Origin of the sequence: Wolbachia endosymbiont (group B) of Longitarsus flavicornis (genome assembly GCF_964028135.1) — a bacterium.
Classification (GTDB): domain Bacteria; phylum Pseudomonadota; class Alphaproteobacteria; order Rickettsiales; family Anaplasmataceae; genus Wolbachia.
This window is the reverse complement of sequence record NZ_OZ034758.1, coordinates 932,679-957,426: the sequence shown is the minus strand read 5'-3', so window position 1 is coordinate 957,426 and position 24,748 is coordinate 932,679. Positions and strand designations below refer to the sequence as shown.

Annotated in this window: 18 protein-coding genes and 3 pseudogenes; 12 read left to right on the top strand and 9 right to left on the bottom strand. The window is 33.2% G+C overall.

What is annotated here, in order from left to right:
* The first annotated feature begins 315 nt into the window (after positions 1-315).
* Positions 316-1,830: a protein translocase subunit SecD gene (gene secD / locus ABWU45_RS04435; RefSeq protein ID WP_010405309.1), complete on the top strand. Its 1,515-nt coding sequence runs from the start codon at positions 316-318 to the stop codon at positions 1,828-1,830.
* Between the two features lie 279 nt (positions 1,831-2,109).
* Here the strand turns inward: secD and ABWU45_RS04430 are convergent, their stop codons facing one another.
* The 3 genes from ABWU45_RS04430 to ABWU45_RS04420 all read right to left on the bottom strand — a co-directional run bounded on the left by ABWU45_RS04430 (position 2,110) and on the right by ABWU45_RS04420 (position 4,682).
* Positions 2,110-3,024, bottom strand: coding sequence for an outer membrane protein (locus ABWU45_RS04430; protein WP_353277938.1), 915 nt, complete (start codon positions 3,022-3,024; stop codon positions 2,110-2,112).
* Positions 3,025-3,083: 59 nt separating this feature from the next.
* Positions 3,084-4,310 carry a tRNA (N(6)-L-threonylcarbamoyladenosine(37)-C(2))-methylthiotransferase MtaB gene (gene mtaB, locus ABWU45_RS04425; RefSeq protein ID WP_264683150.1) on the bottom strand — a complete coding sequence of 409 codons (1,227 nt, stop codon included), beginning with the start codon at positions 4,308-4,310 and terminating at the stop codon, positions 3,084-3,086.
* A gap of 219 nt (positions 4,311-4,529) precedes the next feature.
* On the bottom strand, positions 4,530-4,682 hold the full coding sequence (locus ABWU45_RS04420; RefSeq protein ID WP_164819296.1) for a hypothetical protein: 153 nt from the start codon (positions 4,680-4,682) through the stop codon (positions 4,530-4,532).
* A 203-nt stretch (positions 4,683-4,885) separates the two neighbouring features.
* Between ABWU45_RS04420 and ABWU45_RS04415 the strand changes: the two genes are divergently transcribed.
* Positions 4,886-5,899: an IS110 family transposase gene (locus tag ABWU45_RS04415; RefSeq protein ID WP_353277936.1), complete on the top strand. Its 1,014-nt coding sequence runs from the start codon at positions 4,886-4,888 to the stop codon at positions 5,897-5,899.
* A gap of 231 nt (positions 5,900-6,130) precedes the next feature.
* On the opposite strand, the gene ABWU45_RS04410 is transcribed toward ABWU45_RS04415, so the two are convergent.
* Positions 6,131-6,568, bottom strand: coding sequence for a hypothetical protein (locus tag ABWU45_RS04410; protein WP_353277934.1), 438 nt, complete (start codon positions 6,566-6,568; stop codon positions 6,131-6,133).
* Between the two features lie 363 nt (positions 6,569-6,931).
* Between ABWU45_RS04410 and ABWU45_RS04405 the strand changes: the two genes are divergently transcribed.
* Complete coding sequence (locus tag ABWU45_RS04405) at positions 6,932-7,180, top strand: hypothetical protein (RefSeq protein WP_007301923.1); 249 nt, start codon at positions 6,932-6,934, stop codon at positions 7,178-7,180.
* A gap of 372 nt (positions 7,181-7,552) precedes the next feature.
* Here ABWU45_RS04405 and ABWU45_RS04400 read toward each other — a convergent pair whose 3' ends face one another.
* Complete coding sequence (locus tag ABWU45_RS04400) at positions 7,553-8,497, bottom strand: hypothetical protein (protein ID WP_353277932.1); 945 nt, start codon at positions 8,495-8,497, stop codon at positions 7,553-7,555.
* A 144-nt stretch (positions 8,498-8,641) separates the two neighbouring features.
* Here ABWU45_RS04400 and recG point away from each other — a divergent pair, with 144 nt between their 5' ends.
* Positions 8,642-10,681: an ATP-dependent DNA helicase RecG gene (recG, locus tag ABWU45_RS04395; protein WP_353277930.1), complete on the top strand. Its 2,040-nt coding sequence runs from the start codon at positions 8,642-8,644 to the stop codon at positions 10,679-10,681.
* Positions 10,682-11,411: 730 nt separating this feature from the next.
* Here recG and ykgO read toward each other — a convergent pair.
* A complete protein-coding gene (ykgO, locus tag ABWU45_RS04390) occupies positions 11,412-11,540 on the bottom strand; it encodes a type B 50S ribosomal protein L36 (protein ID WP_006015378.1) in 129 nt (42 codons plus the stop codon).
* Between the two features lie 69 nt (positions 11,541-11,609).
* Positions 11,610-12,428 (bottom strand): pyruvate, water dikinase regulatory protein, encoded by an 819-nt coding sequence (locus ABWU45_RS04385; protein ID WP_264375245.1) that lies wholly within the window; start codon positions 12,426-12,428, stop codon positions 11,610-11,612.
* Between the two features lie 142 nt (positions 12,429-12,570).
* Between ABWU45_RS04385 and ccmC the strand changes: the two genes are divergently transcribed.
* The 5 genes from ccmC (at position 12,571) to ABWU45_RS04360 (ending at position 19,710) form a co-directional block, all read left to right on the top strand.
* Positions 12,571-13,281 carry a heme ABC transporter permease CcmC gene (gene ccmC / locus ABWU45_RS04380; protein WP_264377995.1) on the top strand — a complete coding sequence of 237 codons (711 nt, stop codon included), beginning with the start codon at positions 12,571-12,573 and terminating at the stop codon, positions 13,279-13,281.
* A 384-nt stretch (positions 13,282-13,665) separates the two neighbouring features.
* Complete coding sequence (locus tag ABWU45_RS04375) at positions 13,666-14,706, top strand: hypothetical protein (protein ID WP_353277928.1); 1,041 nt, start codon at positions 13,666-13,668, stop codon at positions 14,704-14,706.
* Between the two features lie 564 nt (positions 14,707-15,270).
* A complete protein-coding gene (locus ABWU45_RS04370; RefSeq protein WP_264377143.1) occupies positions 15,271-16,746 on the top strand; it encodes a type II secretion system protein GspD in 1,476 nt (491 codons plus the stop codon).
* A gap of 227 nt (positions 16,747-16,973) precedes the next feature.
* Positions 16,974-18,536 (top strand): glutamine-hydrolyzing GMP synthase, encoded by a 1,563-nt coding sequence (gene guaA / locus ABWU45_RS04365; protein ID WP_139686404.1) that lies wholly within the window; start codon positions 16,974-16,976, stop codon positions 18,534-18,536.
* Positions 18,537-19,008: 472 nt separating this feature from the next.
* Entirely contained in the window at positions 19,009-19,710 is a 702-nt protein-coding gene (locus tag ABWU45_RS04360) for an ankyrin repeat domain-containing protein (RefSeq protein WP_353279081.1), read from the top strand.
* A gap of 232 nt (positions 19,711-19,942) precedes the next feature.
* Here the strand turns inward: ABWU45_RS04360 and ABWU45_RS04355 are convergent, their stop codons facing one another.
* Positions 19,943-20,635 (bottom strand): TerC family protein, encoded by a 693-nt coding sequence (locus ABWU45_RS04355; RefSeq protein ID WP_029237607.1) that lies wholly within the window; start codon positions 20,633-20,635, stop codon positions 19,943-19,945.
* 282 nt (positions 20,636-20,917) lie between these two features.
* On the opposite strand from ABWU45_RS04355, the pseudogene ABWU45_RS04350 reads away from it, so the two are divergent.
* Together ABWU45_RS04350 and ABWU45_RS04345 are read left to right on the top strand one after the other, a co-directional pair.
* Positions 20,918-21,739 (top strand): annotated as a pseudogene (locus ABWU45_RS04350) (malonyl-CoA decarboxylase domain-containing protein); the annotation flags it as partial.
* A 77-nt stretch (positions 21,740-21,816) separates the two neighbouring features.
* A pseudogene (locus ABWU45_RS04345) lies at positions 21,817-22,356 on the top strand (IS4 family transposase); the annotation flags it as partial.
* A 197-nt stretch (positions 22,357-22,553) separates the two neighbouring features.
* On the opposite strand, the gene ABWU45_RS04340 reads toward ABWU45_RS04345, so the two are convergent.
* Entirely contained in the window at positions 22,554-23,831 is a 1,278-nt protein-coding gene (locus ABWU45_RS04340) for an IS4 family transposase (RefSeq protein WP_353277926.1), read from the bottom strand.
* Positions 23,832-23,914: 83 nt separating this feature from the next.
* Here ABWU45_RS04340 and ABWU45_RS04335 point away from each other — a divergent pair.
* A pseudogene (locus ABWU45_RS04335) lies at positions 23,915-24,739 on the top strand (IS4 family transposase); the annotation flags it as partial.
* Positions 24,740-24,748 lie beyond the last annotated feature (9 nt).

Here is a 24,748-nt window from a genome sequence, read left to right as displayed (position 1 = left end):
CCTTCTCTATCTAGTCCTCTCGGTTGAAAAGATCCAAGTTATAGTGAATTTCTTGCTATTCACATACCAGCTACCATAGTTACTTTCTCAATACTTGGTTTATGCATTTACCTTCCGATTGATAGCATTAGAAAAAATAAACAAATAGAGAATCTTAAAGCTACCTCTGAACCTCATTCATGGATTTATAATGATATTTTAGAAAAACAAACGCAGACCATCAATTATAGATCAGGGCTTTAGGCGGTCCTAATCTTTTAGGTGCTTGTGATTAGCAACTATTCGGTCTACAATGCACTAATATAGTTTAAATTTATGCCAAACAAGATAATAGTTAAATCTCTTTCAGTGTTACTAATTTTTTTGCTGTCCTTATATATAATACTGCCAAATTTTATTGATAATAAGTTCTTTACCTCAAAAAAGAGAATAAATTTAGGGCTTGACCTGAAAGGTGGATCATCTCTGCTTCTAAATGTAGACTTAGATTTTTACTTCAAAGAGAAACTAAGCATGCTAACCGATGAAATAAAAGAAGGTCTGTTAACACAAAAGATTGAATTTAGCGCAAAAAACGATAAACAAGTGGTTGTAACTTTAAATAATATTGATGATTACAAAAAAGTTTCAACGTTAATACATAAAATAAACCCAAATTTAGAATTGAGTAGAAAAAATACTGCAATTTTCATTTCATATAAACCGCATTATAAGAATTCATTAATCAATGAAGTAGTTTCAGAGTCAATAGTTAATGTTCAAAGACGCTTAGATAAGCTTGGTACTAAGGAAGTAAGTGTGCAAAAACAAGGACAAAATAAGATATTAGTCCAAGTTCCTGGAGTAGAAGACACTCAGCAGATAAAATCTCTGCTTGGCAAAACAGCCAAGCTGGCCTTCCATTTGGCAAACACCAATGTAGCTAAAATGCAAGATATCGATCATGACACTACGATTATGCTCAAGGATTCTTTGGGTAATTCCTACCCGATATTCCGCAAAACTGAAATAGGCGGTGATTCATTAGTTAACGCATCAGTTAGATTTGGCAATTTAGGTAAACCAACAGTACATTTCAAATTCGACAGCATAGCAAGTAAAAAATTTGCAAAAATTACTAAAGAAAATGTAGGAAAGCCTTTTGCAATTGTTTTAGATAACACAGTCTTAACTGTACCAACAATACGTGAACCTATTCTAAATGGAGAGGGAGAAATTAGCGGTAATTTCACTGAAAAACAAGCGAGTGAACTTGCAATACTTTTAAAATCAGGTGCACTACCTGCACCACTTAAAATAATTGAAGAAAAAAACATTGGTCCAAGCCTTGGAGAAGAGTCAATAAAAGCAGGAGAAATTGCAGCAATAATCTCTATCATAGCCGTTGGTTTATCTATAATCATTACTTACGGCAAATTAGGCTTATTAGCGTCTGTTGCACTCGTTTTTAATGTAATCTCTATACTACTCATTCTTACCTTACTTGAAGCAACTCTTACTCTCCCTGGAATTGCTGGAATTGCGCTAACTGTTGGCATGTCAGTGGATGCAAATGTTTTAATATTTGAACGCATCCGCGAAGAAATAAGAGCAGGAAAAAGAACAGCTCGTGCCATTGAAGAAGGATTTAAAAACGCAATAAAAACAATTCTTGACTCAAACCTCACTACACTGATTGCTGCAGGAATAATGTTCATTATTGGTAGCGGAGCAATTAGAGGGTTTTCTGTCACTTTATCGATAGGAATCCTGTGCTCGATGTTTTCTGCAATTATAGTCACAAAACTTCTGATAGAATTGTGCATCAACCCACAAAAGCTAGTACTTTAGTATCTGTTCAGCAGAGTGACAAAATAAGATAGACGAGAAAAGACAACTAAATGGTTGTCATGAAAGTAGCTATCCAGTCTTTTCGTCGTCAAAAACGTTGTAACATGCTCACCAATTTAGTGAGCATAAAACCAACATATTTGTGGAGGAAAAGGAAAAAAGAAACAGAAACCATCTTCAGGCTATCACAAAGGATATGGCCATAAGATTAAAGATATGGATAGATTTATCAAATTTCTGAATGGAAATCAGGATATTAGAATTGAAAAGATATTATTACTAAAAATTAAACATCAAACCAACTTCAATATTATGAGTGGATATATCATCTGCAATAGGTGTTGGAATATTAAAGTAACGATAGCCGAGAAAGGTTTTAACTTCTGGAATTACTGAGTAATCAACACCAAGCTTTATTTGATAAACAAGCCAAGGAACATTCAGTGGCACTAAATTTTTAGATGATTTATCAATCCTTTTTAATCTAAAAACTGTTGATCCTATACCAAGACCAATATACGGAGCAAATTGAGTATTTTGAACATTAGGGTTATAGTAAAAATTTAATAAGAATGCAGATACACTTGCTGATTTATCAAATACCGGAGGAGAGTTACTATCTTCAATATTGACTTTAGAATACATGGTCTCAAAATCAACTCGGCCATTTTCTCCAGCATAGTAACCTACAGATATGCTGCTAAGCCACTGAAAATCAATTTTACCGTTAAATTTTTTTATGTTTTTAATTTCATCTCCTAAGAATAGGTCTAAAAGAAAACTACCATAACGGCCCTCAGCTAAAGCAAGAATTCTTTTTCCTATTTCACGTATACCCTCCACAAATACTTCTGAGTTATCAGAATATATCTTACCACCGTTAGCACTAACATAGAAATCAAGTTTTTTTGATTTTTCCTTTGTAGGTTCAGCTTGATCTGCAATACTTGGCCACATATTTTTCTGATTAGCTACTTGGAAAACAGAAGGTGAACTACTTTCAAGTTCTTGACATTTTATTGGCACTTCTTTTTCAGTAACTTCTTCAGAATGTATCACACTTTCATTATTGTCCGTTTCTAATTTTAAGGGCTGCACTTGCTCAATGTGTGTATTGTTATTGATATAAGTAATAAAAAAATAGACACACGGAATGAAGATGAAAAATAAAGCAATAGATATTCTAATTATCATAAATGAATTATCACTTATAGTATAACTACTATATCATATATTCCTTTAATGTACAAAAATTAAGAAATAATATTTCCAATTAAACAATTATTTTCTATTCCTTTAACATGAGCTTTCACAATACTTTTAGCTTGAACTCTTGATGTAAGTTTTATTAATGCAAAATTTTCTGTTCTACCAATATTATTCTGCTCAACCAAAACGCTTTGCTCAGTGCCGAGCAAAGATTGATAAAAACTGCTCATCATTTCTTTATTTATTTCTCTTAGATGCTTTACTCGTTCTTTACGTACATTCTCTGGTATTTGTGGCATCCGTGCAGCAGGTGTGTTTTTCCGCTCTGAATATGGAAAAGCATGTAGATAAACTACATTTATTTTTTTCAGTAAATCAACTGTATCCTGAAACATTTCATCAGTTTCTGTTGGAAATCCAGCAATAATATCAGCGCCAAATGCTATATTAGGTCTTAAGCTCTTCATTTTATGATAAAATTCTATCACTTGTTCTCTATTGTGACGACGTTTCATTCTCTTTAGTATTAAATTATTACCAGACTGTAGACTCAAGTGTAAGTGAGGCATAAGTCTTGACTCATTAGCTATTAAATCCATTAGTTCATCATCAACTTCAGCAACATCAATAGAGGAAAGTCTTAGTCTCTTTAACTGTGGTATATCCTTTAAAACTCTTCTAATCATTGAACTGAGTGATTGCTTACCAAACAAATCTGTACCAAAGTCAGTAATATCAACACCTGTAAACACCACTTCTTGATACCCATTTTCTATAAAAATCTTAATTTGCTCTATAATATTGTTTACTGGCACAGATCGATTATTTCCTCTTGCCTCAGTAATTGAGCAAAATGTACAACTATGATTACAACCATTTTGAATTTCAATAAATGCCCTTGATTTATCTTCAAATCCATTAATGAGAATAGGTTTTACTTGGTTATCACTGACTAAGATTTCATCATTATTTAGTAGATAATTTTCAGCTCTTAGCTTGTCTTGATTACCTAGCACTTTACTTACACCAGGAATATCACTATATGATTTAGGATCTAATTGAACGGCACAGCCAACTACGATAATTTCTTTACTTGGGTCGTTTTTATAGATCTTACGTATTTTTTGCTTCACTTGGCGTTCTGCTTCGTTTGTCACTGCACAGCTATGCACTACAACAACATTTTCTCTCTTTGCTTTTTTTAATGCTTCTTTGATTAACTCACTCTCGTAGAAATTTAGACGACAACCAAATGTTATTACTTCATTCATGCTTTTGCTTTAATAGATCTAAATTATATCAAATATCCAAGCAAAATGACTATTTTTTTGGTAGATATTATAATTTAAGCATAACCTCTAGAGTTGAAAATCACAGGAAGAATTTGTAGATATACAGTAAGATCATTTAGCATTAAAAAAAGCTTAAGGCCAATGATGTTAACCTCAAGCGAATATAAACCAAAAAACATTTTGCTAAACCTTGAAGCTCTACCATGCAAATTCATCTATATCATTTGGTACATAAGTGTCAGAATAAGCTTCATCCAAACTTTCTGCTTTCCATGGAAGCCATGAAGAAGGTTTTATCTTCTCTAAAACTTTACCTGGTATTGATGTTATCTTGTATCTTGAAAAAAGCATCTAATGTTTTAAGCTTAAGCATTAGGTGGAGAAGGGAAGAACTCTGGATGTTATCTTAGATATAAAATCTGTCCAAGAGAAAAGAGTTCCCTTCTCAAAAGTAGAGGTTGGACGGTATCTTAGAAAGACCTAAATGGTTCTAATTCTGTATGCACAAGGTTAGCCTTACTTTTCATTTTAAATGGTAACGTATGGAGTTATAAATGATCAACAACTTTTTAGGTATAGACATATCAAAAGATCGCTTTGATGTTTTTCTTTCTTTCATAAGTAAAAAAGGGAAACGCGAAACTAAGAAAAGGAATTTTAAAAACGATGATTCTGGGTTTCAAGGTCTACTTGATTTTTTACAAAAACATAATGTGGAGCAAGTAACAATCTGTATGGAAGCTACAGGTTGTTATAGTGAAGCTTTGGCTGAATTTCTACACAATGCTGGATATTTTGTTAGTGTAGTAAATCCTTATTGCATAAAATCTTATGCAAGGAGTAAGCTTGTGCGACAAAAGAATGATCAGAGCGATGCAGAGATTATAGCAGATTATTGTCAAAGACAGGAACCTACACGTTGGACACCACCTTCTTCTGAAAAGAAAAAATTAAAACATCTTTATCGTTGTTCAGCTGCGTTAAAAAATGAATTAACATTAGTAAATAATCATTTAGAAAAGAAAGAGAGACTGCCTGAAAAAGTTGTAAATGTTTGGGAAAATCTTTCAGTGAACATAGAGCAATCAATAGAAACAATAAAAAACTCCATACATGAACTATTAAAACAACACAAAGAATTGTTGGAAGATTTTCAGCTACTATTAACTGTTCCAGGCATAGGAAAGGAATCAGCAGTAGCTATTTTAGCTGAAATTTCTGATATAAAAGTTTTTATAAATGCCAGGCAATTGGCATCATATGCTGGAACTATACCACGGAATATAACATCAGGTTCATCTGTATATGCCAAGCCCAGATTAAGTAAATCAGGTTCACAAACATTATGTAAGGCAATGTATTTTCCTGCTATAGTATCTAAAAAGCATAATCCTATTATTATGACTTTTTGTAAGAGGTTAAAAGAGAAAGGCAAGCATAACATGGCCATTGTAGGAGCTGCAATGCGCAAGTTACTCCATATAGTTTTTGGTGTTTTAAGTTCAAGGAAGGCTTTTGATCCAGATCATATCAAGAATTATAAGGCTAGAAGATTAGCTGAAGTTTAAAGTCAAAAAGTGCTCCATCACATCTTATGTGAAATAGTATCTTACACAAATTTATTTAATGTTGCTGGTTAGTGTGTATGTTGATAAGTAAATTGATTTTACATATACACAACAGCAGAAATTTACTTATCAACATATACACTAACTATAATCTGTGTACTGCTACACAGATTGTGAATTGGAAGTATTTTTTTTGGTTTTATGATGCAATTTAGGAAATTTTTATGTTGACTAACAAGACGGTATCTCTTGCTTCACGTCTTCTTTTAATTTTTCTATTTGTAACCGAGCAAAATCTTCCACGCGAACCATGAGTTTATCTGTTAGCTCTTTTATCATGTCTTGATTTTGTTCTGCAACTTTCTTTGTAATAGGTACGACAATTTTACTTATAATCTCCGTTCCTAATGGAACAACGATTTGCTTTGCAACCTGATCACTAACAGGTTTAATAAGGTAATCTGCTATACTCTTTGCTGTATCTCCAGTCAGATTTGTTACTTTTTTTAAACTATCACCAATAATACCATAGTTTTTTTGGTACATCATATCTTCATCAGCAACTTCATATCTTCCTAAATCATCATACATTCCCATTTGTTGGTGAGACAATCCATTTGCATCAGATACATATCCGTATTTATTAAGTGAATTGGAATTAGACCGCATAACATTCTCCTAATTATTTATATATGCCTATTTTAGTATGAAACAACTAACAAAACATTAACTTTTAAGAACTCTTCTCAATTAATACATCAATAAAGGTAAGACCATATAATTTTCTCCTTTCTTGATACTATTCTCCTCCGAACTTAGTTCACACAGTTATTCAGACACTTCTGAATTTACCACCCCCAATTCCACTGCTTTTTTATATTTTGACTAGGTCTTCTCCTACAATTAGATAATCAGTACTCTTATCTGAAATGTACCATATAACTACACCAAGCTACAAATATGACACAAGAGTTTAGATTATTTTAGTTATTCTCTTGTATAAGATACTCTTTATATCAAAAAGAGGACCATATGAGTGAAGCAACTTTTTCTGAAAAAAATCAGCTTTCTAGAGAAGACATAGCAGAGTTAACAGAACTTATGTGTCTTGAACGAAGTGAAGTAAGTGAAAGTGGAACAGGGCTATTAGAACTTATAGCTGAACAGGAGCAAATACTTGAGGATTTAGGAATAGAATCAAAAGAGCTTTTATGTTCTCAGCATACAGGAATGTATGAGAACCTTAGTCAGCCCTATTCTACGGATCTCGAGGTTTTATAGCAGATATATAGATTATCATTATTATTGATACCTACTCAAGAGTTGCTATGGCAAACAGAGAAAACTGCAATTACTGCCGCTAATCTTTTTAATATATCTTTCTTTGATGGTGCTATTATCGCGCATTTTGACTGATATGGGCTATGATAAACCAGAAAATCACAGCTATATTTAGGAATTGAGACAAGGCCTCATTTAGGTAAATATTGCTATGCAGACTTTTCTTGATAGCAAGCATATTGCTTTTTAGAAAAATATTAGTAGCATCAAACATAGAGATTGATATTAGTTTTTCTGTCAGATTAAGTTGCGTCTAGTACAACTGACTATGCAAATAAGCTAACAGAACTTGAGATATTTTAATTGTTAGTTTTAGGGTGTATTTTCGTGTTCATTGCTATGAATGGGCAGAGCTACCTCTTCGAGGTAGCTCATCGGATCACCTAAATCATGCTCTATTTCTACTTCAAACTTGAACCCTAACTTCTCGCAGAATTTATAGAAATATTCTTTAATAATATCAAATAAACTTCTGCCATCAATTTTGTAATCTCTCAATTTTCGGGGCACAGTAAGTGACAATTTGCCATCTTTATATATCACATCATCTTTCCCATTTTGAGATTCAAGTGTAAATTCCAGTGAGCTGGATAGATCACATACCTTGTCACCTAATTGACCATCACTCTCTTGGAAGAGTATCGGTAGTTTCATATCAGACCTAATACTCACATTATTTTGGTTAACATAATCGATATTTATAACTTTTTCAGGGGAACGTACTACAAGTGAATATTGTTCAAGCGCAATTTGAGATTCTATAAATACAATAGCTTCATACCCTGCTTGGTTGCAATTAACAATTAACTCCTCGAGGATAGAATCGCTTGGAACTTGAACTTCAGCACATTCAAATATTTCCTTAAAAACTTCTTTTACAAATGGTCGATAATTTCCGTTCTCTTCCTTTGGTAATAGGTGAGCATAATCTGTACCGAGATTGTAAAATTTTTCAAATTTCTTTTTGTATTGGTCAGTTTTTTTATTATCAGGAGTTTTTTCGTTTTTGTAATGTTCTGTCCAAACCTTGTCAAATTCTTTTTTGTCTTTATTTATCAGTGCTTTAATTAAGATTTTATCTACACTTTGACCATTAATAGTAAAATCCATTCTGTCAATGTCTTGATACGCCTGATAACCAGATTTCGCTTCAACACTATCTTCACGCGCTTTTAGCATACTAAAATTAAACTTTTCTGCCTGAGCTTTGAGTGTAACTACTGGATTTCCCTTTTTTTCCTGTATAGAGTTGTTCATTGTTAATACTTTGATATGAATTGCTGATAGTATAATAATACATAAAAATAGTTAATATGTCAATAATATACTTAACATAGACAGTCATAATAGGGTGACAGGATTTTAGTAAGGCTCTATTATGAATAAACGGTTTTACACAGTATGAATGTTGATGAGCAGTCAAGTGTGCTGACTTTTCTAAATAGTAAAATTGAGAATATACCAAGGTTTCATTCCGCAATATTGCCTAAACTTTGCGGTGGAGACAGAGTAATGGACTTGCTGTTTTATAGGCCGCTCAGTTATGTGGATAGAAGTAAATCACTACCTGATGCTCAAGTGGGAGAATTTACAACTTTTGTGGCAAAAGTGTATGAGCACCAGCGCCCCACTGTTAGAGGTAGGCCATATAAAATAATCGTTGAAAGTGAAAGTCAGTATTTATTTATAGTTTTTTTTAATTACTCAGTTAAATATTTGTATAAATTATTTCCAGTTGGAACAGATATAGTAATCAGTGGTAAACTTGAAAAGTTTGCCGAACATTGGCAAATTACTCACCCAGATTACATGTTGTCTGATATCAATCTATTTAAAGAAATAGCCTGCATAGAGCCAGTTTACCAATTATGTCGCGGTATTACTAACAAGAGCATTAGAAACATAATAAGTTCTAATCTAAAAGATTTGCCTGATTTGCCAGAGTGGATAGATGAAACATTAATCAAGCAAAAGAAATGGCTGAATTGGAAAGAAAGCATCATAAGATTGCACAGACCGAGCTCACTCGCAGAAGCAGAAGTTTGCAGAGAAAGACTTGCTTATGATGAGCTATTTGCGTACCAGTTGGCACTAAAGCTTGCAAGGGAAAATCATGTAAAAAAAGAGGGAAAAGAATTTATAACATTGAGTAAATACAAAGAGCAGGTCTTAAATGAATTACCGTTCCAATTAACAAATGATCAAATTCGAGCGATAGATGAAATCTCAGAAAGACAAAAATCCAGATACCGCATGGTAAGTCTGCTGCAAGGTGACGTTGGGAGTGGCAAAACTGTAGTTGCACTCTTTGCGATGCTGAATGTGGTAGAAAATAACATGCAAGTAGCTCTAATGGCACCAACTACTATCTTGGCTGAGCAACATTATAATTGGATCGAAGAAGCTCTATCTTGTACTGATATAAAAGTTGCTTTGCTTACCGGTAAAACTGCGCGCAAGGAAAGAAAGATTATTATGAACGAACTTGCAAGTGGTATTTTAAATATAGTAATTGGTACTCATGCATTATTTCAAGCCAACGTTACATTTAAAAATTTAGGACTCGCAGTCATAGACGAACAACAGCGATTTGGAGTGATACAGAGGAATCGGTTGGTAGGAAAAGGAGAAAATACCGATATACTTTTTGTTACTGCAACTCCCATTCCAAGAACCTTGCAGCAAGCTATGTATGGTGATGTTGAATGTTCTATTTTAAGGGAAAAACCAAAATCTAGATTGCCAATAAAAACCGTTATTATGAACGTTAAAAAAGTATCAGATATTATTCAAAGACTGAAAGATGCTATAAATAGAGGCGAAAAAGCATATTGGATTTGTCCATATATAGAAGAAAACGAAGAACTCAATATTGCCGCAGCAGAAATGCGCTTTCAGGAACTACAAAAGACATTTTTTGATAGAGTTGGAATAATACACGGAAAACTAACTCAAGAGCAGAAAGATCAAGTGATGTTTTCCTTCAAGAGGAATGAATTTTCTCTGCTTGTTGCAACTACTGTGATAGAAGTTGGCATAGATGTACCAGATGCAACTATTATGATTATAGAGAATGCAGAGCAGTTCGGGTTATCGCAATTACATCAGTTGAGAGGTAGAGTAGGACGAGGAAATAAACCGTCTTTTTGTGTACTGTTATATGACAATCTCAGTAAAAGTTCGTATTCAAAGTTAAAGATTATGTGTGAGTCACAAGATGGATTTTATATTGCTGAAAAGGATATGATGCTGAGGGGTAGCGGAGACATTCTAGGCACAAAACAATCAGGGTGCATGGAGTTTAAATTTGCTGATTTATATGAGGACAGAGAATTGCTCAACCTTGCATATAATAGTGCAAAAGGTACAATAGCTAATTTTGAATTACTGCTTGATATATTTGAATATAGAAGTAGACTACATTTTTCAAAATTTCAGTAATCTTCCAAGCCATAACCTTCATGAGTAGAAATTCCTTGACAGACGGGAGTATTTAACAAACCATATGCGTCAAGTTAAGGAAAAATAAGAGTGAAGAAGAAGTTTTTACCATAAGAATAAATTGTGCAGAGTTAATAGCAGGCCCTGTAAACAAAATGTTAGCAGGTCAAATTAATCAAGGGCAGGAAGTATAAAAATGGAAAAAAAGCGGTAAATTAGCCTAATGACAATAAATATATATATAGAAGGTACAGTTTTAAAGAGCACAAAAGGAATACACAGTAAAAGCGAGAAGAAGTTGAGAATATGTATGGAAGCAGTGTGGAGAAGTGGCTGCCAATGATCAAAAATTTACCACAATTACAGAAATATACACAAGAGGTTTAAAAGGTGATGCAAAAAGGGAATTTTGGCAAAATGACTTAAGTATGCACAACAAGATTTGCATAATTGATGATCAGATGTCATTCATGCTCAGCCTATATATAGAAAAAATTCTCAAGCTCAAGAGGGCTTAGGGTGGAACTAAAATTCATGGACTTGTTGACGCACGTAATTAATTTCTTTTTTTTAAGTTAATTAATGTTAACAAGCCACGTCTGCCTGTAATCATGTTAATACCAAAATATAATGTAAGAGAAGAAATGGGCAGTGCTATGCAACAATTTTTGTTTCTTTCTAACCATGCTTCCATATGAAAAACATATGACATAAAAAGGAAAACAAAAAGCTAAGAACCTTGACGCGCTTTACATCTTGGCTTTACCTTATTTATAATATAAACCTTACCACCCCTTTTCACAACTTTACAATTTTTATCTCTGTTACGATGAGATTTTAGTGACCCTTTAACTTTCATATCTACAGTAAGAATAGAACTACCTTACATTATGATCACTGACAGAGAGTTAGTCAATTGATAAATTTTTCACATTTTATTAAAATACTGTATAATTGTTGCTGATACTTCTTCGATTGACCTTTGCGTGACATCAATAATTGGCCAGTTATTTTGCTTAAAGAACTCCTCTGCTTCTTTAATTTCCTTTTCTACTTTTCTAGGGTCAGCATATATATTATTACCTTCATTATTAATTGAAGTCAGTCTATTTTTGCGTATTTCTATTAGCCTTCTTACGTCTATTGTTACTCCTATAGTCAGTTTATTTTTTAATTTTGCTAAGTCGACGTAAAAGGGTATCTCGCTAACAAAAGGAACATTTGCAACTTTATAGCCTCGGTAAGCTAAATACATACTGGTGGGAGATTTTGATGTGCGTGAAACTCCAACCAAAATTATATCGGCTTTATCAATATCTTGAATATTTTGTCCATCATCATGATTAATGGTATAGTTTATTGCCTCAATGCGCTGAAAATATTCGTTATTTATCTCAGCATGTAAGTCAAGTTTTTCGTCTTTTTCAATTTCAAGATAGGATGAGATTTCCCTAATAATGTGTGATAATATCGCTCTGTAGGGAATTTTTAGCTTTATACAATTATTTTTTAGATATTTTCTTAGCTCATCATTAGTAATAGTGCATATAACAAAATTATGCTCATCACTTTTTCTATTAATTTCCTCTAAAATTTTGTCAATCTGCTCTTCTCCTTTTACGAAAGACCAAACATATTCGATCGTTTCTACAGAACGAAAGTGTTTCAGAGCTGATTTTGCAACTGATATAACAGTTTCACCACTTGAATCTGACACTAAGTGTAGGTTAAGCTTTTTAAGGGTCATCAACGTTATACTAAAAATAATAGCAAGCAATCTGCTACTGAAATTGTGCTAATTTATTATACTACGTAAATATAGAAAAACTATCTTGTTGATAAAACTCAAACTAATTGATAAATTCTTAACACAATTATTCTCAAAACGAATGTTTTTATTAAAGCCTACAAATTTCACTTCTTTTGCTAAAAAAGCTCTACCTTGGCTTGGGGTTATTTGTTTCGCATGTTTTTTAATTGGAATGTTCTTGGCATTATTCTTCTCCCCAGGAGATTATAAACAAGGAGAAATTGTACGAATTATGTATCTTCATGTGCCTTCTGCATGGCTTGCTCTTGGAATATACGGACTCATTGCATCACTCAGTTTCATTTCGTTGGTATGGAATAATAGTGTTGCTAGTGTCTTAGCACATGCCGCTGCTCCTGCAGGGACAGTCTTTTCGGCAATATGCTTAATCACAGGTAGCGTCTGGGGAAAAGGAACATGGGGTACTTGGTGGGTATGGGATGCAAGGCTTACTTCAATGCTGATTTTGTTTTTTCTGTATGTTGGTTATCTTTCATTGTGGAGCGCTTTTGATAATCAAGCAAGAGCAGAGAAATCATCAGCAGTATTTGCCATTTTTAGTGCTATAAATATTCCCATAGTAAAATTTTCTGTGAATTTATGGTCTACTCTTCATCAGCCAGCAAGTATTTTTAGAAAAGGTGGAGTAGCAATAGAAGGTTCTTTACTGCTGCCACTCATTGCAATGTTTATATTTTGTACCACACTTTTTTTAGTAGTGTGGATACTTAATGCCCTTCATTTAATTAATTTGCAGAAGATAAAGAGAGAAATCAGTATGCGGTATTAGGTATGCAGTTCCAGAGTGTAATGTTGTGAACAGCGACAGAGATTAAAATGTAGAGCAATCATCCATTAGCAAGTTCCAGAACTAATTACGTACAAACCACACTTCAAGATTATAGTGATTAATCACATGAAAGTAGAAGAATCATGACTCTCTAAGGTGAACTGTATGCAAAATTAGCAAAGATACGTTAGAAATTGAAAGAAAATTTCTATTGATAGATATGCTATATTTATAATGCAAGTTATTAAATTTTTAATTACTTTAGCTTATAATAGCTCCTAAGTTACCATGAAGTTTCTTGAAATGTGGTTTCTTTTACTCACATTAAATTTGTAGTTTTTTTATTTTAATACAATTTCAATTTTGACTGTAGAGGAGGTTCCGATGTCAAAAAACACCTATAGTGACCAAATTAATAATAGTTATTTATATAACAACAAACTTTTTTATGGTGAAGAGGATATAGATGAGATCACTGAAGGTGAAACTACGACTGAGAAGGAATTTACAAATAGTTCCGTAGTAAAAGAGGATTTTGAACTAGTAGAAAAGAAGCTTACGAAATGTGAAGAGGAAGTTAAGCGAGCAAAAGCAGAGACTGAGTGGTATAAAAAAATAGCTGAAGAATGTAAAAAAGGAAGTGGTACGGGCGAACCTGTTACCGATGAAGGAGAGAATGAAAATGGAGAAATTACATCTCGAAAAGTAACCTCAGATTGTTCCAAGTATGAAAATTGTGGGCCGTATTCTCATTTTTATAAAGTTGATAATAAGATAGGTTGTCAAGGTTTTAGTTCATCTGATTTACTAAAGGAATTATATCCTGAGATGTACAGTAATCCTAAGATTGCAAAATATATAGAAGAGGGAGCAAATGGTAATTATGGTGCAGTAAATTTTAAATTTGCCTTTACAGAGGATCTTAATTCAATATCCTGGCTTGGTAATATAGAATGTGAAAAATGTGTGGATGATCAAATAGAGTTAGCGTGTCAAGAAGAAGAGATTAAGAGTTTCTGTTACCCGAACGTTTACCATAGTAATCCAGAATTCAACAAAAGCTTTTTTTCCAGAGGAGCATGTCCTAATCTCTTTAGAGAGCCCAGTGAAACAAGTGTTGTAAAAGCAAAACAAGTTGCACCATTGATACTTGTTAATACCTTAGGACAAATGATAGATAAAGAGGGTAATAACACTAAAGTATACTATGATGCATTGAAGCGTTATCTAAATGATGATAGTAAAATCAAGGATTGTGGAGATAATCAAAAGTGTAAGGATTATATTCCAATTATGGAGAAAGTTGCATGGAATAGTGATAAGGAAGTACTATTAAAAACTGCTGTTAATAATACGCAAGAAGCAAATCCTTACTATTATGGAAATGAGGATAATTCTACTTCCGTTGAATTTGGTTCTATATAAGGCTGAATTTGTCTAATTTTTTCTACACTAGACACAATTTAGTCGTATCTGAACAAATACATAATCTATATAAAGAGGACGTAGGTACCATCTGTCCTTTTAAGGCATTTATGTCAATGATATGCGTAATCCATGATTTTAAACATGATGATCCTCCTAAGTAATACAAAAAAACTCAGAAAAATGTATATAGCTATGATAGAAGTTATCTATACATAAGTACAATATACTTTAACTAGAGATTATAAATTAATGAAGTTGAAAAGTCTGCAGACGAAGATAGATTTCGAGCTCTAGAATATCTTCACTATCAAAATAACAAAGCTGTCAAAATTTGTCAAGTAATTTTTATCGCAACTGTACAAACATTGCACAGGACAAATTTAAAATGCTGTAAAATGGTGTCTGTTCAGACGCATGTGAAACCAGTGCTTCTTTTCATCCCACTTCCATGCGGCTAAACCCTTTTCATAATCTCCTATCTATCATTTCTTAAACCACTCCCCTGAACGGATACAATTAAATACATTTTTAACATTTTTATAGAAAACTATTAGTATAGATTTGTATGCTGCCCTCATGGCTATTTTAAAATGTTTAATACTCCTTTTCATTATTTCTTGTACACATCTACCTAACAAGCAACATTCTGTTAATATAGACAATTATAAGCACGATTATTCGTTGCAACAATATAATACTCCTTTGAAGAATAACGAACCAGCAATACCAGAAATGATACCTTTACCGGTAGAGTTTCCCGATCTTACAACCAGTAATCAGTTTCTTTCGATTAATGTTGATGAAAAAGTACCAGTAAAGGATTTACTGATTGAGATAGGAAAACTTTCTGACGTTAACTTAGACATAGATCCCAAAATATCAGGTAATATTATTTTAAAGCTAAAAGATAAGAACATAAACGAAGTAATTCAGAATATAGCCAACAGCGCCAAATTGCGTTACTCAATGAATAATGGTGTAATTAGAATTGAACAAGATTTGCCATATGCACAAAATTATTACGTAGACTTCATCAATATTCAACACTCTGCGCAAAGGAGTTTTATCATTGGTAACAATATTACCGACAGTGATGGTGATAGAAACTATATGAAATCTCAATATAGTAGTGATTTATGGAATTCATTAGAAAAAGGCTTAAATGCAATAATGGATGTTAACGGAGTAGATGATGGTGAGTTTCTTTCATCCAACAGAGAAGCTGGTGTCATTATTTTAAATGCTAGAAAAGATATTCACAAAGCTGTTGAAGAATATATTAATAAAGTTAAGAAATTGGCGTCTTCTCAAGTAATGATCGAGGCCAAAATAGTTGAAGTTTTATTAGACGATAAATACCTTTCTGGTATCAACTTAAATGATTTGCATAATGAAACCAAATCTATAACAAATCAAGGTAACTCTATTATTGACCTAGCAATTAACTCTAGTGTGAGTGATTTAGGAGATTTAGTAAAAATTTTAAATAAATTTGGCACTTCAACCGTAATTTCAAGCCCTAGAGTACATGCTATAAATAATCAGCAAGCAATGATTTCATTTACTAAAAACCATATCTATTTTACTTCCGATATACAGAAAGATACCGGAAACTCCAATCATGCCTTAATTACCAAGATGAATAGCACTCCAATAGGTGTGGTGTTAATAATCCACCCAAGCATTAACATTGATACTAATGAAATATTCATGGATATACATCCAACCTTATCAAGAATTAACGATTACACTAAAGACCCAAATATAGAATATGTCGCACAGCAGAATAAAATGAAATTAAATAGTGACATTCCAATTATTGAAACCAGAGAAATGCACTCTACGTTAAAAATTAAGAGCGGCGAAGTTATGGTAATTGGTGGGCTTATAGAGCATAGAAAAGATAACCAAAACTTATTGCATCAAAAGTCAAAAAAACTGGCTAAGACAGTAGAAACCGTCATCTTCCTGAAAGCAACAATCGTACCAACACTTGGTTTATTAGATATAAAAGATAGGAATTTATATATATATTAAACGTATCCGTTCAGGCAATGGCATCAACTTAAGGAAAGATGTTGGGGTTGCTATTATGATAAGAAGAGAGTATCAGAATGATAATTAAGACAGCTTAATCATAAATCTGTTGCGGTAAATTTAAGTTACTTTAGTCATATATTAAAGTTTTTAAACAGGTCTTAGTTTACTTACTTTATTGTTTTCTTTATTATCAAATATTGCTTTAAATAATATGGAGGAGCACATTGTCAGCAATTGCCGTTATTGATTTTGGTTCACAGTTTACACAGCTTATTGCAAGACAAATCAGGGAAATGGGCGTTTACTGTGAAATATTTCCAAGCAATATCGATTTCGAAACAGTATCAAAATTCAATGGATTTATTTTTTCTGGAGGACCGCAATCTGTAAATGACAATTGCTCTGAAGTAAGTGAAGTAGCACATAAAATTATAAAACTTAACGAAACAATAAACACTCCTATACTTGGAATATGTTATGGACAGCAACTCATTTGTCATTATTTCGGGGCAAAGGTAAGAAAAGAATTCAATCAGGAATTTGGCAAAACTAAAATCAAGATACTAAAAGAATCCCCAATTATAAAGGATACTTGGAACGTTAATTCCGAAGTCGATGTGCTAATGAACCATGCAGACAGTGTCGAAACTATACCGCAAGGATTTACTGCTATTGCCTCAGGTATAATAAATCAAACAATCGCAATAATTGCCAACGAACAGCGGAAGATTTACTGTACTCAGTTCCATCCTGAAGTTAAGCCTACGACAAATGGTAGTAAACTTCTCTCTAATTTCTTAGATATTGCAAATTGTGAGAGAGATTGGACAATGAAGTCATTCGTTGAAAAACAGAAGGAAAAAATTCAAAACTTAGTAGGGGAGAAAAAAGTAATTGCTGCAGTAAGTGGGGGGGTTGATTCAAGTGTTGCAGCAGTTCTTACACACAAAGCTATAGGAAAACAATTAAACTGTATTTTTATCGATACTGGGTTATTGCGTAAGAGCCAGACCACTGCTATGTTAAAAGAAATTCCAATAAATTACGTTGATAAATCAAACTTGTTTTTAAGTAGGTTAAAGGGAATAACTGATCCGGAAGAAAAGCGAAAAATTATCGGCAATACTTTTATCGAAGTATTTGAAGAAGAGGCAAAAAAAATAGGTGATGTGGATTTTTTAATGCAAGGCACCATTTACTCTGATGTAGTTGAATCAGGGCACGCTTCAGGAAACACTAGTACAATTAAATCTCATCACAATGTTGGTGGGTTGCCAGAAAAAATGAATCTGAAACTAGTAGAACCTTTACGCTATCTCTTTAAAGATGAAGTAAGGCTGCTTGGCAAAGAAATTGGGCTTTCAGATGAGATAATATTTCAACATCCATTTCCTGGGCCTGGACTTGCAGTGAGGATCATAGGTGAGGTTGATGAAGAAAAGGTACGAATATTGCAAGAAGTAGATGAAATATATATCAACACAATGAAAAATTATGATCTGTATGATAAAATATGGCAGGCTTTTGCTGTACTGTTACCAGTAAAAACTGTGGGAGTTATGGGAGATAATCGTACATACGGATATGTTTGCGCTTTAAGGGCTGTGACTTCATCTGATGGCATGACAGCTGATGCATTTCCATTTGAAAATAAAGATCAACATTCGTTAGTATTTTGGAGGTTTTTGCAAGACGTCAGTAGTATAATTGTTAACAAAGTTTCCGGAGTAAATCGAGTTGTGTATGATTTAACTTCCAAGCCACCAGCAACTATTGAGTGGGAGTAGCAATAATTTCATTCCAGTTTCAGCTACTCGAATCACACCAAAGAGGCTGCTTGCATAACTCAAATTTTAAGGAAAACTATTTAATGTCATTCCAGCGCGTGACGCTGGTTCCTGGATCCCAGTACTGGGATGACAACGAAGTTGAATGACACCACAGAGGCTACTTGAATCTAATTTACTATTCACAATCCCAGTTATTAGCTTGTTTTAATTGACTTTTTATCATTATTATGTAATAATTAAATAATTCTTTTAATATTGAAGATAAAATCATGATAGGAAAGTATAAATTACTGGAAACAGTACTGAAGACGATTGAGGCTAAGGAAGATTTAAATAAAGTAATATAATTCAGAAAATACAAGAAGAACTAAAGGAACAGAATCAAGATCTATATCAAAAGTGGGAGAAAGATCAATTTGGTGTAAATCATGCATTTGATACTCTCCTATACGAAAAGTGGACGTTATTAATTATAGCTGCTGAGAATAATTACAAAAAGACAGTAGAGTTTTTAATCGGAGCAAAAGCAGATGTTAATGCGAAAGATGGGTTTGATCGCACTGCTTTGCACTCTGCTGCTATTCATGGTCACAAAGAGATAGTAGAGGTTTTAATCGGAGCAGAAGCAGATGTTAATGTGAGAGATAAAAGTGGGCACACTGCTTTGCACTTTATTCCTTGCAAAAAGATAGTAGAGGTTTTAATCGGAGCAAAAGCAGATGTTAATGTGAAAGATGGGTTTGATCGCACTGCTTTGCACTGGGCTACTATTTATGCTCGCAAAGAGATAGTAGAGGTTTTACTTGGAGCAGGAGCAGATGTTAATGAAGTAGATGAATATGGAAAGACTCCTTTAGATCATGCTAAGAGTCAAGACGTAGTAAAAGCTCTATTAGACGCAGGAGGAGGCTCTTTTGTAAAAGCGCGTAATAAAGCAAAGATTGCCGGTGGAGTAACTGGATTATTAGGCACTGCTATAGCAGTGGCACTTTTTACAACTGGAATAATTGCAGCTCAGTTGACACCTATCGTTATAGCAGTGGTTGCAGTTACAGCAGCAGCACTGGTAGTTGGTTGTGCTACATATGCATTACTAAAGCCTAGTACTAAAGTTGATGGAGCAGAGAAACCATCTGCCGCCTTAATAAATGGACAGCAAGCACCTACTTGACAGTAGAGCGTGTGACGCACAGCTGTATGAACATTATCTGTAGGATGCCAGTGTCTGGGCACTGGCATCCAGTTAAGTTGGTAAGCATAAAAGTAATGTAAAAATACAATGTTTTTGATGATGGAAAAATGGATCCCAGTGTCAAGCATTGGGATGACACCTTCCTGCTAGAAAATGTTCGCACAGTTGTACGTCACGCACTGATTGGATTTTTGCTTCGTGTAAAATAGTTTCAAGGCTGTATTTTCTTTATTTTGCTTATAGCTTCCACAAGCAATGCAAACATAAATGAAGAATACAAACATGCTTTTGGTAGTTCTATGTGAAGCCCTTCAAGTGTTAGATATACACCGACGAGTAAAATAAATAGAATGGCAATTACTTTTAAGCTTGGGTTGGATTTTATTACCTGAGCGGTATAACTTGATGAAAATAGCATCGCTAGTATGGAAAATGTAAATGCTATGGCAATGATTATCATATTGTGAGTTAATGCTATGGCAGTTAATATCGAATCAACCGAAAAAACTAAATCTATTAATATAATTTGTAGCACAACTAAAAAAAATTGTGATTTAACATTTGCCTTTGTTTTATTCTCCTTATGTACAAAAATGTCGCTCCATAACTCCATAGAGCTTTTAACAATAAGGAATAACCCTCCTGCAATCATAAGTAAATCCTTTACTGAGATATCCAGAGATACAGTGTGAAATATAGGCTTTTGCATTGATAATATATATGATGTAAAAAATAGTATTACAAAACGCATCAATAGCGCCAAGCCAAAACCTATAAGGCGGGCTCTTTCTCTCAGCAGATTTGGCACCTTATCTATTGCTAGAGAAATAAAGATTAAATTGTCTATACCAAGTATAGTTTCAAGTAGCGTAAGTATCAATAAAGTCCAAGCATCAGCTAGCATTTTCATTCCAAAGTCAGATTTTGTACTTTACAATAGATGTGTAAAAATTAAGTAACTTCGCCTAGGTAATTAAAAAATCAGCCTTACCCGAAAAAGGAAGAGAAAAAAGGTCATTTTTATAATAAAAGTACTTTTATAAGAAGAATAATAAAATTAAAAATCTAACTCTCTTTACGAAAATTTTAAATAGATTATAAAATAGTTGTACCATGAAAGTATATGCCTTCTTTGTAGACTAAGATTTTTCTTTAAATTAAGATAGATACATAGTAAAAGGAATTTATGACAAAAGAATCATTAGCAAAAACTGATATAGTGAAAGTTGAAGATCAGAAAGCACCAAAGAGCTTTTTTAAGATACTAGGTGAAGTAGCAAACGCTGTAAGATCATGGGTTGGCAATATTAACCCTGATTTAAGTAGTAGTCGCGATGTCGATAGTTTAGTCTTGAAGATGAACGAATGCTTAAACCCAAAGGGGGGTGAAGTCTCAGCACGTAAGAACACCGTATCTCTTGGTAATTTGTACTTGAGTTTATCAGAGGCAGGTCAAATAAAATTTTTACAAACCCTGGCAGAAAAGTTCAATCCGGATAAAACGAAAATAGATGAAGAAATAAAAGTATATAAGAAAAATCAAGATTCTGAGTCGAGCTATAAGTTTGAACAAGACTTAATAAAAGTCCTTGAATCACCACGCTCTAAAATATTGAAGCAGTTTATCTCCTTACCAGAAGGTCTTAAGTTTATTGTTGATATGCGTTCTGATGTGCTTAAGCTAAAGAACCAATATGAAAATCTAAACCCACTAGAAAATGAATTAAAAAATATACTCTGTACTTTGGTTGATGTTGATCTACTTGATCTTCATCAAATCACCTGGGATTCACCTGCATCATTGTTGGAAAAACTTATAAAATATGAAGCTGTACATAAAATTTCTTCTTGGGGTGACCTAAAAAATAGGCTAGATTCTGATCGTCTCTGTTTTGCTTTCTTTCATTACAAAATACCAAACGAACCTCTAATTTTTGTAGAGGTTGCATTGATGAATGAGATTGCAGATAGTATTCAACACGTTTTGGACGAGTCAGTTCCTTCAAGCATACGCGTCAAGTTAAGGAAATAAAGGTATGAAAGAGATAGAATAATAAGGTATAAGTTCTCCCAGATATACTTTTAGTGAGAGAACCAATGAATAAAATAACTAGCTTATCAAAAAAGCTCAAAGAATTTTTTAATGAAAAAGCAGAGAAAATCTCAATTACAACAAGGTTTATAAAAAGAAAGAGAAAGCTAAAAGGTTCATCATTCGTAAAAGCCATGGTCTTGGGTAATATAGGAGTTGATAATTGTAGCGTAGAAACAATGTGTCAATTACTAAACGAGGACTCGATAGATATAACAAAACAAGGTTTGGATTTTAGATTTACTGAAGAAGCAGTGGAATTTATGAAAAGGATGTATAATGAATCTGTGATTCTCTTTAAAAATATCTTGCAAGTTGATTGCAAAATCTTACAGCAATTTAATAGTGTTAAATTATTGGACAGTAGCTATATTACTCTACCTAACAGTATGGAAGAGATGTATAAAGGTTATGGTACTAGCTACAGTGGCTATGAAAGCAATACTAAGTATGGAATAAAGTTACAATTAGTTTTCGACTACATGAATCAGATAATAGACCAACTTAATTTAACGGAGGGGGTAAGATCAGACCCACTGCCATTAAGTTAAGGGAAAGAGAAGTTAAGATTGGACAAAAAATTTGAAGTGATTGATAATTATGGTAAATACTAGGGTGAATTTTTAAGAAAAGGGAGTCTGAAAAGTGCAAGTTATTTAAAAAAGTAATAATTGCAGGTTATTTTGCAAAGAATGTACTAATGCAATGATACTGAAAAGATATCTTGAATTTAAAACACATGTTTTCTAGCTCTTTTCTGGTAGTTGAGTGAACGAATATCAGATATCTTATGACGATCAACTCTTCTCCCTTTTCTCACCACTAAAGTGTTCATCAAAAATAACTGTGATAGTCGATCCATAATGCAGTCTATGTCTGACTCTGTAGAAAAAATATCAAAGGCTAAGTTTTTAATCGCATTAAATGAGACAGATTTATTGATGCTTTTTTTTAGTTTACTATTCTGTGAGCTCAATGTCTCTTCATCATCTTCTATCATGATACTTTCTAGATTACTGATGAAGATAGTTGACCAAAAATCCTGCTTGATAGTTTCAATACTTTTTCCTGTGAAATTCTCTAAATTTAATCTTCCCTTCAGCCTAGAAAAAAATGTTTCTACTCCCCAGCGCAAGTAATATAATCTCTCAAACTCTTCAACTGTAAAACGTTTCTCATCTAACAGAGATGTTACTAACACTTCAACTTCGCCAGAAGAAAGTATTATTTTGACTAACCTGAATTTCATCTCATCAGGTAATCCTAGCTTTCGTAGCTGTCTTGCTACTTTAATAGGTGCGGTAGACACTACCACCGTACTAGATGGGCTTTCCGGCTTAAACATAGCGTTTATTTCATTGAAAGACGAACTTGAACAGCGAATTATATAATTGATTTTCCTTCCTGTAAGCTCAGCAAGAAATCGATAAGATACGTATCCTCTATCACAGATTAACAAATCGTCTGATTTTATGGATTCAAGCATACCGATTGCTAAATCAACCTCATAGCTGTCACCTCTACTTAGCACAGATTTTATTGCAATATTATTTAGCATATCGTAGCAAACTTCAAAGGTTGCACTTGTATAGTCTTCAAATCTCTGGATTCCATTCCATACTGCTCTTGAGCTAAACTCACCTATTATTTTGTCGCTCTTTGGCAGAATCAGTATTGAAGCATCAAATGCAAGTACTCTGAAGCCATGGTGGGTTTTAAATTCCTGATCTTGGTAGTATAGGGAAACTATATCATCATTTAACTCTGAAAACGCAGTATGTTTTAGCTTCTTTCTTGCTTGAGTAAATGCACTTGCCGTAATTGTATAATCTTTTCTTGTATGCAGAACAAACTCATTAAGCATCACTTGTAATGACTTTACACTCTTTCTAAAAATCAGGAGAAATACATTAACGAAGGGCAGCTTTCTTTTTCGTGAGAAGTCTTTTGAGGATGCTCTGTGTGCGTTTATAAAGTTTAAACTCATCAATTTATTTTTTATAAACATGATTATTCTTTTTTTTACTCATGTCATTACTTCTTTTAATTTGTGAATCTTACCTGATTTTATAATACAGTTCATCACTTTTCCTTAACTTAATGGCAGTGAGATCAGACCAGGGATATAGGAAACATTTAAGTAATATATTAAGCAATGATTTGCTAATATCTGATCTCGGTTATTTTGTGCCAAGTTCTTTTAAACAAATCAATGAAATAGGAGCTTATTTCATAAGTCGTTATAAATCCGATACCAACATATATGATGTAGAAACAAATCAAAAAATGGAGTTATTAGAATGTTTAGAGGATAAGTTATTTTTAGAAAACGAGGTATTGTTAGGAAAAGAAGCAAAAATTAGAGTAAGAATTATATGTCAGAAACTAACTGAAGAACAGTCTATGGCCAGAAGAAGGAAAGCTAATAGATTAGCAAGATCGCAGGGATATACATCCTCTAAAAGAAATCAAAAATTGTTGAACTGGTCAATATTTATAACTAATGTTCCAGAAAATAAAATTAGTGCTGAGCAAGTATTAACGATTTACAGAGTAAGGTGGCAAATTGAGTTATTATTTAAATTGTATAAAAGCCATATCAGGCTTGATAAGCTAAAAGGAAAGCCATGCAGAGTATTATGTGAACTATATGCTAAATTGTGCGCAATTCTTATATTTCACGGCATGGTTGGTTGCACAGAAGTGAAAAAGAATACAGAACTTAGCTTAACAAAGGCATTTATTGAGCTAAAAAGGCGGGTTAGAGAGTTATTTTTAGTATTAACCAAAATTAATAGTTTAAAAGCATTTCTTAAAAAACTCACTATAACTTGGTCGCGATTTTCATTAAAAGACAAACGTAGAAGGGCTAGAGTATCCACTTTAACCTCTCTAAATTTGCTCACAATCTCTTAACTTGACGCG

Bases quoted from the DNA above. Each gene is read 5' to 3' on its own strand.
- secD (WP_010405309.1), top strand. From the start codon at position 316: ATGCCAAACAAGATAATAGTTAAATCTCTTTCAGTGTTACTAATTTTT.
- ABWU45_RS04415 (WP_353277936.1), top strand. From the start codon at position 4,886: ATGATCAACAACTTTTTAGGTATAGACATATCAAAAGATCGCTTTGAT.
- recG (WP_353277930.1), top strand. From the start codon at position 8,642: ATGAATGTTGATGAGCAGTCAAGTGTGCTGACTTTTCTAAATAGTAAA.
- ABWU45_RS04355 (WP_029237607.1), bottom strand. From the start codon at position 20,635: ATGCTAGCTGATGCTTGGACTTTATTGATACTTACGCTACTTGAAACT.
- ABWU45_RS04400 (WP_353277932.1), bottom strand. From the start codon at position 8,497: ATGAACAACTCTATACAGGAAAAAAAGGGAAATCCAGTAGTTACACTC.
- ABWU45_RS04385 (WP_264375245.1), bottom strand. From the start codon at position 12,428: ATGACCCTTAAAAAGCTTAACCTACACTTAGTGTCAGATTCAAGTGGT.
- mtaB (WP_264683150.1), bottom strand. From the start codon at position 4,310: ATGAATGAAGTAATAACATTTGGTTGTCGTCTAAATTTCTACGAGAGT.
- ABWU45_RS04340 (WP_353277926.1), bottom strand. From the start codon at position 23,831: ATGTTTATAAAAAATAAATTGATGAGTTTAAACTTTATAAACGCACAC.
- ABWU45_RS04375 (WP_353277928.1), top strand. From the start codon at position 13,666: ATGTCAAAAAACACCTATAGTGACCAAATTAATAATAGTTATTTATAT.
- ABWU45_RS04430 (WP_353277938.1), bottom strand. From the start codon at position 3,024: ATGATAATTAGAATATCTATTGCTTTATTTTTCATCTTCATTCCGTGT.
- ABWU45_RS04410 (WP_353277934.1), bottom strand. From the start codon at position 6,568: ATGCGGTCTAATTCCAATTCACTTAATAAATACGGATATGTATCTGAT.
- ABWU45_RS04405 (WP_007301923.1), top strand. From the start codon at position 6,932: ATGAGTGAAGCAACTTTTTCTGAAAAAAATCAGCTTTCTAGAGAAGAC.
- ccmC (WP_264377995.1), top strand. From the start codon at position 12,571: ATGTTTTTATTAAAGCCTACAAATTTCACTTCTTTTGCTAAAAAAGCT.
- ABWU45_RS04420 (WP_164819296.1), bottom strand. From the start codon at position 4,682: ATGCTTTTTTCAAGATACAAGATAACATCAATACCAGGTAAAGTTTTA.
- ykgO (WP_006015378.1), bottom strand. From the start codon at position 11,540: ATGAAAGTTAAAGGGTCACTAAAATCTCATCGTAACAGAGATAAAAAT.